Annotated in this window: 12 protein-coding genes; all 12 read right to left on the minus strand. The window is 46.7% G+C overall.

The window, feature by feature from the left end; all coding sequences use genetic code 11:
• Positions 1–24 precede the first annotated feature (24 nt).
• Positions 25–606 (minus strand): TerD family protein, encoded by a 582-nt coding sequence (locus BLS69_RS18640; protein WP_036606267.1) that lies wholly within the window; start codon positions 604–606, stop codon positions 25–27.
• A 93-nt stretch (positions 607–699) separates the two neighbouring features.
• Positions 700–1,275 (minus strand): TerD family protein, encoded by a 576-nt coding sequence (locus BLS69_RS18645; protein WP_091015801.1) that lies wholly within the window; start codon positions 1,273–1,275, stop codon positions 700–702.
• An 89-nt stretch (positions 1,276–1,364) separates the two neighbouring features.
• Positions 1,365–1,958, minus strand: coding sequence for a TerD family protein (locus BLS69_RS18650; protein ID WP_062837433.1), 594 nt, complete (start codon positions 1,956–1,958; stop codon positions 1,365–1,367).
• 34 nt (positions 1,959–1,992) lie between these two features.
• Positions 1,993–2,439, minus strand: coding sequence for a tellurite resistance TerB family protein (locus BLS69_RS18655; protein ID WP_036606259.1), 447 nt, complete (start codon positions 2,437–2,439; stop codon positions 1,993–1,995).
• Positions 2,440–2,782: 343 nt separating this feature from the next.
• Positions 2,783–4,438 (minus strand): extracellular solute-binding protein, encoded by a 1,656-nt coding sequence (locus BLS69_RS18660; RefSeq protein ID WP_091034394.1) that lies wholly within the window; start codon positions 4,436–4,438, stop codon positions 2,783–2,785.
• A 60-nt stretch (positions 4,439–4,498) separates the two neighbouring features.
• Complete coding sequence (locus BLS69_RS18665) at positions 4,499–5,368, minus strand: carbohydrate ABC transporter permease (RefSeq protein WP_036606256.1); 870 nt, start codon at positions 5,366–5,368, stop codon at positions 4,499–4,501.
• 14 nt (positions 5,369–5,382) lie between these two features.
• Positions 5,383–6,300 carry an ABC transporter permease gene (locus tag BLS69_RS18670; protein WP_047844113.1) on the minus strand — a complete coding sequence of 306 codons (918 nt, stop codon included), beginning with the start codon at positions 6,298–6,300 and terminating at the stop codon, positions 5,383–5,385.
• Between the two features lie 269 nt (positions 6,301–6,569).
• Positions 6,570–7,634, minus strand: coding sequence for a response regulator (locus BLS69_RS18675; protein ID WP_091034399.1), 1,065 nt, complete (start codon positions 7,632–7,634; stop codon positions 6,570–6,572).
• Complete coding sequence (locus BLS69_RS18680; RefSeq protein ID WP_091034401.1) at positions 7,631–9,457, minus strand: cache domain-containing sensor histidine kinase; 1,827 nt, start codon at positions 9,455–9,457, stop codon at positions 7,631–7,633. Before BLS69_RS18680 ends, BLS69_RS18675 begins: the two co-directional genes overlap by 4 nt.
• A 176-nt stretch (positions 9,458–9,633) precedes the next feature.
• A complete protein-coding gene (locus BLS69_RS18685; protein WP_091034403.1) occupies positions 9,634–10,524 on the minus strand; it encodes a hypothetical protein in 891 nt (296 codons plus the stop codon).
• Positions 10,525–10,789: 265 nt separating this feature from the next.
• The gene (locus BLS69_RS18690) at positions 10,790–11,521 is read right to left on the minus strand and encodes a nuclease-related domain-containing protein (protein WP_017690394.1); all 732 of its coding nucleotides are present in this window, start codon (positions 11,519–11,521) and stop codon (positions 10,790–10,792) included.
• 278 nt (positions 11,522–11,799) lie between these two features.
• Positions 11,800–12,693, minus strand: a complete 894-nt coding sequence (locus BLS69_RS18695; RefSeq protein ID WP_091034406.1) for an NAD(P)-dependent oxidoreductase — start codon at positions 12,691–12,693, stop codon at positions 11,800–11,802.
• Between the last annotated feature and the right edge of the window lie 78 nt (positions 12,694–12,771).

Genomic DNA, 12,771 nt, shown 5'->3' on the forward strand with positions numbered 1-12,771 from the left:
GCAGACTCACCTTTCTATGCCAAGTTATTGTGCATCCAGTCCGTAATTTTTGCATAAAGCAGATAGTCCACCTGTGAAGCCGCTGCCGACCGCCTGGAATTTCCAGTCCGCACCTGCACGGTAAAACTCACAGAACACCACAGCTGTTTCTGTAGAGTAGTCCTCTCCGAGGTCGAACCGAAGCACTTCCCGATCACTTGCAGCATCTACAACACGAACAAAAGCATTGGAGACTTGTCCAAAATTCTGCCCTCGTCCATCTCCATCGTAGATCGTTACCGTAATTCCGATCCGGTGAATGTGCGCAGGGATTTTGCTAAAATCAACGACAACTTGCTCATCATCGCCGTCACCCTCACCCGTACGATTATCACCGGTATGTGTCACTGAACCCGCACCGCCGCTTGGATTGTTGTAAAAAACAAAGTCATCCGTACCTTTGGCTTTTCCATCTTCGTACAACAAAAAAGCCGAAGCGTCCAGGTCAAAATCGACTCCACCACTATATTTGTTTGTGTCCCAACCTAAACCAACTACCACACGGGTAAGGCCCGGATTCGTCTTAGTCAGGTCAATACGTTGTCCTTTGGCAAGACTGATCGTCATTTGTTTTTCCACCTTTCCAAAATATGTGATTAAATGAAAAGGAGAACCGTCCAGGAGACGGTTCTTCCCATCCTGTAAGTCGTTCTGTACGTCCTATTGCAAACCGTAATCGCGTGTCAATCCAACCAATCCATCCTGGTAACCACTACCAATGGCACTGAACTTCCACTCACCGTTATGACGATACAATTCACCAACAACTACACCCGTTTCAATGGAGAAGTCTTCTCCCAGGTCGAAACGAATCAGTTCTTCGTTGTTTGCTTCATTGACGATTCGCACATAAGCACGGGAGACTTGTCCAAAGTTCTGGCTACGTTCTGTAGCTTCGTAGATCGTAATAGAGAATGCAATTTTCTCTACATTTGCGGGTACGTTAGGCAGGTCGATATTGATCTGCTCATCATCACCATCGCCATCTCCTGTACGGTTGTCACCGGTGTGAACAACAGAACCATTTTCATTTTGTGGATTGTTGAAGAAGATGAAGTTTTTCTCGCCTTCTACTTTACCGTTTGCATTGGCACAGAATACCGATACATCCAGGTCAAAATCTTTTCCGCCATCATACTTATTGGTATCCCAGCCCAAACCTACTGTGATTTTTGTCAAACCTGGGTTCGTTTTAGTCAGATCGATTTTTTGACCTTTAGAAAGATTAATTGCCATCGTATGATCATCCTCGCTTATTTAAGTGTATTGTATTATCGTGACATATGAATATCAGGATTATTGTCGATTTAGGTTAAATCTTGTACTTAGGAGTACCTGCGAGCGAGTTCATTGATATGTACCGCATGGGAACCCTCTCCAATTGCCGAGAATTTCCATTCGCCTCCATGACGATACAATTCACCACAGATCAACGCTGTTGAACCTGTGTAGTTATCGGATAGATTGAACTTCACGAGCTCACTGGAATTTTTACCATCCAGAATACGAATATAAGCCTTCTCAATCATGCCAAAATCTTGCTTGCGATTGACACAATCATAGATATTAACAACGATTAATACTTTATGAACATCAGCAGGAATACGGGACAGATCCATTTTGATCTGTTCGTCGTCACCGTCTCCCTGTCCTGTTAAATTGTCACCTGAATGGATAACCGAACGACATGCACTTTGCTTGTTGTGGAAGCAAACCAGGTTGGAATCCTTGACCAACTTGCCTTCCTCATTCAACATGATCGCCGATGCATCACAATCGATATCCGCTTGTTTTTTTCTTCCAAAGAAACCTTTGGCAGTTACCGGGTCCCAACCGAGGCCAGCAATCACCTCAGTAAGTCCTGCATTGCCTTTGGTTAAATCAATTTTCTGTCCTTTGACCAAATTAATGCTTGCCACTGATTTTCACCTCCCTTCATATGTAAATAGCTGCTTAGAGATTGAATTCACTCGGGTTCAGTCCAAGTACGATGCATATCTCGGCAACGACTCTTTTCTCCTGATCATCAAAGTTGCCGTCAGCTGAACCAATCGCACTGCATACGCCCACAATAACGCGTCCTACATCCGGCTTGGCTTTGAATTTCCCAATGGCTTTCAGCGCTTCCTGCTTCCCGATCTCTGGAGAGAACTCAAAGTTCGCGACATAATGATTAAAGCGTGTAATCACTTCAGCCATATCAAATACTTTCAATTCCTGACTCAGGTTGATATAACCGGCCATCTTGTTCTTTTCCGCTTCGTCAATGGAACCATCTGCAAAAGCAACCAGTGCACATCCTGCAACCACGGCATCCATAAAATCTTTATTTTTAAACTTTTTGACTTGCTCTTCAAGTCCTTGTTTTGTTGAATTTAACCAGCTTTTAAATGAACTCATACTCAACCTCCAATAGTTTCAACCTGGTGTTCCGTACATTATTTTCAAGATTTTTCAGTAACTTTCATGTCTACATCATGTTGAATATAAGTTAAATTATTCCTTAACTATACTCTGAAATACGGCAATATTCTACATTAAAAAACAATTAATACCTTATGATACGCATCGTTCTGGATATAGTTTCAAGCGAGATGCGAGAACTTTCTATTCACTTCATTTTTCAGACAAATATTCCCCTATTTGAAGTCCAAACATAAAAAGGCTCTGATCAGGGGATCAGAGCGCTTATTTCTACCAACACCAAAATTATAAATTTTATAAATGATATGAATCCTTTAATTCACTCTGCTTTTTCAAAATCAGCCTGTTGTTGTTCATAGATTTCATAAAAATCGTCCCAGACTAGTACATTATCCTTTTCCTTGCTCCACCAGTCTTTGTACCATGCTTCAATCTCCGGGCCACCGCCTTGTTCCCACTTCTGCTGTGCTTCCGTAGCTGCCTGTTCGACCGTATATTTGCTTCCGCCAATGATGGAACGGGTAAAAATATCGTTGATCGCTGTTGTCACATTGGTCAACTTCACCTGAAGCTCCTTGGGTAGCTGCGGCATATGTTCTGAATGGGTAACACCCTCTCCTACCGGAAGATCCGTCATGTATACCTCACGCGCTTCCTTGAATAGTCGAAGTCCTTCCTTCTGCGACGGGATCTCTTCGCTGAACAGCATTTCTGTATACCCGCATTTGCCTTCCTCCAGACGGCTGTACAACATGGCGTAATCGCCTGCCCAGCTGATCTCCTGCTTGTATTTCTCCTGATCAGAGATGCGCGGACAGCCTTGATCGTTCAGCGTGTAATGCGTGTTTTCAAATCCATTTTTGAAGGTTCGCCCTGACTCTGTTTTGGTAAGAAAATCGATATATTGCATAACTGCTTCCGGATTTTTGGCTCGCGCATTCACAGCTGCAGTCATCTGAACGGGGTTATTCCACACCATCGTGTGCTGTCCTACGGACGTGGTTGGCAGAGCGATGACCTTTAATTTGGCCTCAGGAACATTCTGCATCAGTGTATCCAGTTCCTTCGCTGCAAACCCGGTATAATCCGAAGTCATGGCCGCGTACATACCGATTTTGCCATTCAGGAAATCCTGCTTCGCCTTGGCCCCGTCCTTGTCGGTCAATAAGTCCTTATCGACCACACCTGCTTCATATAATGCACGTTTGAATGCCGTGGCTTCTTTCATGTTGTTGGGACCAACTACCATCTCTCCGTCCTCCACATTCACCCAGTTGGCGTTGTACATATAGCGAAACAGACCCGCTGTATCGCCGAACTGAAATCCACCGATGCCATATGTATCATTAGCTCCGTTTCCATCGGGATCATTCTCCGTGAAGGCCTTGGCTACCGCCAACATCTCTTCCTCATTGGTCGGTACCTCCAGATTCAACTTTTCCAGCCAATCTTCCCGGATGAAAAAGCTCGTTAGTGGAAACACCTCGTTCATACGTCCCACTTCATAGAGCTTACCATCGCTTTTGATGCCAGCCTTCTTGAGCTGGGGATATTTCTCCATCAAGGCTTTGTATTCCACACTCGAGTTCTCGATCAACTCATCCAGCGGCATCAGCTGTTTCTGATTAAACAGTGTGTTACGGATCGGCGTACCGAATTCAAAAATGATATCTGGTGCGCTGCCAGAAGCGAATAATACGTTAAGTTTCGACTGAGATTCCCAGCGGGGAACTGCTGTATATTTTACATTTGCCGGGCCATTCTCGTTAATCCACTTGGACCACATATTATCTTCGATCGTACCCATGCCGCTTGGGACCGCGCCCCGATCATAGATCGTTGACGTGATGCTCCCCCTGTTGCCTTCACCTTCCGCCTGTTCGCTACCGTTACCTCCTGTACATCCCGCCAGCAAACCACCGATCAAGCCCAGAACGAGACCCGACTTCATCCATGCCTTCATCGTTAACGCCATAGATAAGACCCTCTTTCTCTCCTGTAATATGAACCTATGCGGGTTAACCCACAGCCTGCTTTAACCTTTAATTGATCCAAGCATGACCCCTTTAACGAAGTACTTCTGCAAGAACGGATACACTGCCAAAATGGGTATAACCATCACAATGACAGCTGCTGCCCGGATGCCTTCCGGGGTCAGATTCGATATCATCGTTGGATCGGTAAAATCCTGTACATTCAGATTGGACATAATCATATTTTGGACGAGCACGGTCATGTTGTATTTGGACGTATCATTGATATAAATCATCACGCTCATGAACGAATTCCAGTAACCCACGCCGTAAAAGAGAGCAATAGTCGCCAGCAAAGGTTTGGATAATGGCAACACGATTCGGAACAAAAGCCCCAGTTCACCACAACCATCGATGCGCGCAGCCTCGTCCACTTCCCCCGGCAGATTTTCAAAATAAGATCGCATAATCAGCATGTTGTAAGTGCTCACCAGGCCCGGTAGCCAAAGGGCGCCGTAACTGTTCACAAGACCGAGATTTTGCACGACCAAATAAGTCGGGATGAGTCCACCGTTAAAAATCATCGTGAACACCATCGCCATCGTAAAGAAGCGCCGGTGATAAAAATGTCTACGTGACAGCGGATATGCCGCCATAATCGTCACCGCCATGCTGAGCCCTGTACCGATCAATGTGATCTCCACACTGTTCCAGAATGCATTTAGAATCGGCGTTCCCGTAATTAGGCTGTGATAGGAGAACCAGGTGAAATCGACGGGCCATAACCCCACTTGACCTGAAACAACCGCTCTCGCATCACTAAATGACAAGGCAACAATGTTCAGTAAGGGCAGGATACAGCTGACGGCAACCAATGACAACAATACATAATTGATTAGATAAAAGACTTTTTCTCCTTTGGTTTTTCTCATGCTGTTCTCCCTCCCTACCACAAACCTTCGTTAAATCGACGCGCGATATAATTTGCACTGAAAATGAGGATAAATGCAACCAGTGATTCGAACAATCCCATCGCCGTTGTCAGGCTGAACTGTGCTCCCTGAAGACCGGTGCGGTAGATATAGGTACTGATTACATCCGCTATCTCATTGACATTGGAATTCTGAAGCATATACACCTGGTCGAATCCGACCTCCATCACCCGCCCCATCGAAAGAATCAGCAGAAGAATAATGGTGGAGCGTATACCCGGAAGGGTGACATGCCAGATCTGGCGCATTTTACTGGCCCCATCCATCTGTGCAGCCTCGTATTGGCTCGGATCAATGGTCGTTAGTGCCGCGAGAAAAATGATGGCATTGAAGCCCATGTCCTTCCAGATCCCTGAGCCAACAAACACCGCAACCCACGAACCCTTGTTGTACATGAACGGATAAGGTGCTCCCGTCCAGGCCTCGACCCAGCGGTTGACGATCCCATTTTCCAAAGAGAAAACCGTCATGATCATCATCGCAATGATGACCCAGGAAAAGAAGTGTGGCATATAGACCACCGTCTGCACCGTTCGCTTAAAGGCCATGTTTCGCACTTCATTCAGCATAATGGCCAGAATGATCGGAATAGGAAACCCGATAATGATGCTTAACAGACTGAGGAACAAGGTGTTGCGAATAATCTCCACCGTGCGCGGATCACTGAACAGCGTCTGAAAATGCTGAAAGCCCACCCATGGACTGTTCCACAGCCCATCATAGAAGTTGTAGTCCTTGAAGGCCATGACCAGCCCTCCGATGGGTGCATAACGAAAGGTAAGGTAGAACATAATCACCGGAACAAACATCAAGATTAACGGAATATTCATCTTGAATCGTCGAAGCCGCTGCTGCCGAATCCGATGCTTCATTTCACTGTCCGGCGGTTGTAATCCAGACGGCGGACCTGCGGTCAGTTCCCCCTTCACATCCATCACTCCTCTCTGCTGTTGATGTACTATAGTTGTATTTTAGATAAAAATGTAAGCGTAAACATTTGTTATTTAACGATCCTTTTATAATTTTCTACGCAAAAATAACCCCACATGGTGGGGTTGACCTTGGAAACGAACAGATATTAAGAGAAGGCTTCTTTAATTGTGACCCTGCAGCAGTTCAAGGAGGATTGCTACCGGGCACTTCACTTGGCTACTTGCTTGCGATATTCGCGGGGCGATACCCCCGTCATCTGTTTGAATACGGTTGTAAAATAACTGGAGTTATCGAACCCGGTCAGTTCCGCGATATCTGCCATACTCTGCCGAGTGCTATGCAGCAGCAGTTTCGCCTTATCAATTCGGCGCTTGCTGACATATTGGCTAAAGCCTTGTCCTGTCTCTTTTTTGAACAAATGGCTCAAGTAGTTGGGTGTCACATGAACATGGGCAGCCACGGCCTGCAACGTGCATGTGCTGGAATAGTTCATTTCAATATACTGTATAACTCGTGTAACGACATGATCCTGCTGTTCCTGAGTTAGCCGCATCAGCATATCCAGCCACTCTTCGCTCTTGCATCTCGCCCAAGCGATGACTTCAGGTATGGTATGAATCCAGAGCAGTGGATCTGGGGAAGTGGGGTCCATACCACCGGATTCCTGAGGCTGAAGCTGTTGTACCAGTAAGTCCGTCATGACCTTCATAAGCATATGAATCTCCGCTTTGCCTTGTGACAAGCTCATCCCGGACGCTTCTTCTAGCAACATCTCTATCCGATTCATTATCGATCCGAATTGATGGTGGAGCAGCAACGAAGTCAGTTCCTCTCGCAGTCTCTCGGTACGGTCCACCTGGCTGTATTGTTCCCTGATCCGAATGTCGGACTGTTTTCGGCGATATCGTTCATGTGCCTTTTGTAACACCTGACATGCTTCATCAAGCGAGAACGGCTTTAACAAAAATTCAATTGCCCCATACCGGATGGCACGCTGTGCATATTCGAACTCACGATAACCTGTCAAAATGATAATCATAATGTCCAGTCCACTCTCGTGTATGCGTTCGGCCATATCTAGACCATCCATCACAGGCATGTTGATGTCCGTAATGATCAGATCAGGTGTGCAGCTGTGTACAGCCTGTATCGCTTCTTCTCCATCGGCCGCTTCCCCAACGACCTCCCACCCGAGGGGGTTATTACGAACCAGATGAATCAGACCCTGACGAAATAATGCTTCATCATCCACTACGAGCATACGTCCATTCAACAGAACCTACTCCTCTCAGTCACCTGAATTTCCCGGCATGAGTCCTCACCGATCTGATAAGGCAAACGAAGACGTACTAGCGTTCCCTCTCCCACAATCGACTCGATCTGTACACCGTAGGGTTCACCGTATATCAACTCAATTCTTCGAAGTACACTCCGCATGCCAATGTGCTGACGTTCCTCATCTGCATGTGCCACTGGCGTCATAATGCGTTCAATGACCGATGCATGCATGCCGCAGCCGTTATCTGAAATTTCAATGATGAGCAGATCCGGCTCTCCTTCATGCCCGTTTTGCCGCGAGCCACGAATCTCCAGATGGCGGTTGCTCCTTTTGTCCGAGAAGGCATGAACAAAAACATTCTCCACGATGGGCTGAAGCAACAGTCGGATCACCTGACAGCGAAGCAATTCAGCAGAAACGGCAATTTCAATTGACAAAGCTTCCTGATACCGGGCCTGCTGAATCTGCAGGTAATGATCAATTTGCTTCATCTCATCCTGCACGGTCGTCAGTTGCTGCACGGGTTCCAGCGTATACTGCAGCATCTCGGACAAGGCAGTGACCAGGCGAGCCGATTTCTCATCACCAAGCATATAGAACTTCCAGAAAAACATGCTCAAGGTGTTATACAGAAAATGGGGATTCAGCTGGGCCTGAATAGCTTTGAGTTCAGCTTCTTTTTCACTGAGTTCCCGCTCGTACACTTCATGTATAAGCGTATCAATCCGGGAAGCCATTGCATTGAATCGTTCACCGATGAAACCGAGCTCATCCCGTGTCTCGATCCGTACCCGTGTATCGAACTGTCCATCACGCACTCTTTTCATCGCGTTGACTAGACTCGCAAGTGGACGCAACAGTCTGCCGCTAATTACGGTAATGATGAACCACGAGCATAATATGCTGGCTACCGCAGAGAACACAGCAACTTTTACAATGATCTTTCCCTTGTTCTGAATCTGAGCGAGTGAGACTTTGCTGACCAGGGTGAAGCCCGCTTTGTCTGACGTTTGCTTCGTATACAATTGGGTTGTTCCCTGCTCGTCCCTGATCTCAGTCGCCCCTAGGCTTAGCTCGGTAAGTGGTGGTGGATCCGCATCCTGATTATGAAATGCATAAAGAAGCTCACCATCTGCGTCAAACAAGTAGACAGCAACTTCCTCGTTCAGCCGAAGATCTTTGAGATACGATTCGAACAACGAGGTGTTAAACAGTATTAGCATTACGCCATAGGTCTCCAGATCAACAGACCGCATTAATCGTCCCGCCAAAATCCAATTGGATTGTTCCTCCTGCAAGAAGGCATCCGGCCCCAAACGATTCCAACCATATTCGCCGCCCGTTCCTTCCAGTCTATGAACCATCTCTGCCAGATAGGAAGGATCCATCTGTTGAAATGAGCCAGCAAAGGCGCCGAGATTAAATATGTTTTCCTTCAGGTCATATATGCGGAGCCCCATGATCTCCGGTGCATCCAGCCTTACCTGATACAACTGATCATCCAGTTCATCTTCCAGCTTCATCTGATCATAGGACGAGATGCCGGAGGTCTGTGCTTTGATGGCATTTTTTACGGAGGGATTCAGTGTGATATAATCGGTGACTTTATACATGTCGTGTACCCTGGAATCCAGACGTGCAAGAATCTGCTCTGCGGTAAGACTATACTGGCGACTGACCTCTTCATTGAACAGGTCGATATGAATGCGATAGGTGATCAATCCTGTGATTCCGGAGATTAAGACCGTTGCGGTAGATAAAAACAAGATTAGCTTCGTTTTGAATTTAAAGCGTTTACAAAAGTTCATCCACCACATATTTCACACACCTCACCTATATTCCGTACATGTCTTACTCCTAAAAACATATCATACACCTATTGGAAAAAACCAGAAAAACCCTGACCCCGCTTCAATCGGTAGTCAGAGTTTGAAGGCATGTGATCCAGACATGTTACCGGGATGATCCAGATTAACTCTGAATCACGGCATTTTTATTCCCCGTAAATCTCTTTGATCCGTTCTTCCTCATTCGTAGACAACAGAACATTAAGCAACCCCATGGCATTATTGGCATCGGTTCTCGTCGTCTTATACATCTCGGCAAACGCCGCTACATCCTGCTCCGGGTCCATCGCAGCAAGCTTGCCCCACGACGTGCGGGCCTTGTCGTATAGCGTACTCAACGTGATGTCACGCGGATGTTGTGCAACAGGTGCCATGGATTCAAATTTCGCTGTCACCCTGAAGAAATCCTTGGAATCCTGGAACGATGTACTGCTATAATCCTTATTTTTCATCGCATCTTCGGTGATCAGCAGACCTTCACGGGCGATAAACAGTGTTTTCACCATGGCACGCTCCAGATTGGTTGCTTCTTCCCAAGTTACATAAGATTCATCAGGTGCTTGTACGGTTGTAAAAAAAGGAAAAGCATCATCAATTAACCGCTGCGAATCGGAATGAATGGGAACCTCTGCATTCATGTCCACAACGGCATCGCTATAATTGGCTACATTAATATTTTTGGAACCCGCCTCACTGACCCGACGCACTGGATGATCCGTAAGCGGGATACGGATATAACCGAGCTTATCGGCATACTGCTGCTTCAACTCTTCCAATGTGGAGTCCTTTCCAATCTTGCCGTCGTCGGCTGAAGAAGATTCTTCTGTAGTTGAACCTGTCTCCTCACTCCCATTCGAACCGGTTGCTGCGGTTTCCGTTACGGTCGCATTTGAGCTACTTGTCTCTGACGAAGCAACTTCTGTACCGGAAGCAGACTCTGGCGATGACGTCTCTTTCGCTCCGCCACCACAAGCTGTCAGAATCGCTGCCAAACCGAGCATAACTGTGAACGTCTTTATCGTATAATTCCATTTCATCGTATAATCTTCCCCTATCGTATGTATATTCCTGAGAACCATTAACCTCTGCTCCAAGACTTGAACACTTACTTACAAAAATATCCTTTCATATAACATGCTTGATTCACACAATTGGACATGGTCTACATTCTATCATAAGTTAAAAATCGGTTGTATACGACGATATACCTGTGTCTAAAGCCTTTTACTAGGCGCGCATTAACTACCACCGCAACACAAAAACACTGCCGCCCGTATGGACAACAGTGTTCGTGAAGCGTAATTATTTGATTCCTTTAGCTTTCTCCATATGCTCTGACCGAATCTGAGGATCCGTGGAATTGACCGATGATAACAGAGCGTAGATCGCCTGGATATCCTTCTCTTGAAATACGGTTTCGGGAACCTCTGTCTCAAGTCGTTCCGTCTTGCGCTGAATCGTTTCCACCAATTCATGATCGTAGATGATCAGTTCATCCGAATTCACATACCTCACAGCAGGATCAACACTGATGCGGCAACGGTTGGTGAAGGTCACCATGGAGACGAGACGTACTCTTTTGTAGTCTCCGAGGTGTGCATGAATGGCTTCAACATGGGCACGATGCTGCATGAGTGGATTGTACATTTTGACCCGGCTGCTGCTGACCGACCAATTGGCCTCTCTTCGTCCGCCGCGAATCTCACCTGTCGTCAGATTTCGGGTTTCGATCACAAAGATTGCCCGAGGACCGATCACGACATGATCAATCTGCGAATAACCGGAGCGTGACTTCGGATTGGTAACGAGCAGGTCGTTCAGCACTTTATATTGACTTGGAAGACCTATCAGCTGATCTGCTGTGCTAGGCTCCTCCGGCTGGCGTGTCCAATCCCCTTCCGCTTTTTTCTTGCGCTTACTACGGACCATACGCGGGGGAATGGTTGTCGTTGATGGTAACGCTGAAGCGGAGGCTGTAATCTGGTTCGCAAGCTCTGGTTGTGTCTTGAACAGAGACAGGATTTTCTTGAACATGGGCAAGCTCCGTTCTATTATAGTGTGGGTTACGGGTGACCATTACAGGAGGAATAACATCCTTTGACATATTCATTATGTAAACTTCTATTACTTATGTCGGATAAAGCGGGGTAAAAATAAAGGGAAAACGATCAAAATCTCTCTAAAACGCAAAGTACATATGAACATTTAACCAATTCCGTGACTTTAGACGCATAAACAAACCGCAAAATTGAAAAAAAGCAGCGCAACCCTTTCCTGAATAGAAAAAGAATACGCTGCTGTTCTCTTGGATGTTAAGCCTGAAGATAATAGGTGTAGAGCACCTGTGTACCCTTCTCTTCCAGACCATTATTCGCTATTTCCTGATACAGAGATTCGGCCAGAGCCAACCCAGGTGTTTTCATGCCCATCGCTTTTGCAGACTCCAGTGCAATTCCCATGTCTTTGATAAAATGTTTCACATAGAATCCAGGCTCATAATCGCCTGCGATCATGCGCGGACCGAGATTGCTGAGTGACCAGCTTCCGGCTGCACCGGTAGCAATGCTCTTCAGCACGGTCTCCGCGTCCAGACCAGACGTCTTGGCATAGGCTAGTGCTTCGCATACGCCCATCATGCCAGAGGCAATGGCAATTTGGTTGCACATTTTGGTATGCTGTCCGGCTCCCGCCTTGCCTTGCAGCACAATGTTGCTGCCCATCTGCTCAAACAGCGGACGCACGGCTTCAAAGGCCTCCGAACTACCACCAACCATAATGGACAGCTTCGCGTTCTGCGCTCCGATATCACCGCCCGACACAGGTGCGTCCAGTGCATGCAGTCCTTTGGCTTCCGCAGCTTCAAAGATTCGTGCAGCCAGTAACGGACTGGATGTTGTCATATCAATCAGATATGAACCCGGTTTCGCATTGGCTACAAGCCCATCCTCACCGAGATAAATCTCCTCCACATCCTTCGGATACCCCACCATCGTGATGATGACATCACACGCGGCAGCCAGTTTGCCTGGTGTGTCATGCCATACGGCACCCTCTTTAACCAACGCTTCCGCTTTGGCAGCAGTTCGCGTGTACACATGCAGCGGATACCCTGCTCTCTGGATGTGCCCAGCCATGCTTTTACCCATCACGCCTGTACCAATAAAGCCAACCTTAGTCTCTCCAGGTACCTTAGTCGTTATTGTCATCGCAGGTTTCCTCCCTATTTCTCTAAGTTTTGTGGGGTGCTTGTTCTGAGATCGATAGCTATATCTGTATGTTAAAGC

The sequence above is a fragment of the Paenibacillus sp. CF095 genome, from assembly GCF_900101225.1.
Taxonomy (GTDB): Bacteria; Bacillota; Bacilli; order Paenibacillales; family Paenibacillaceae; genus Paenibacillus.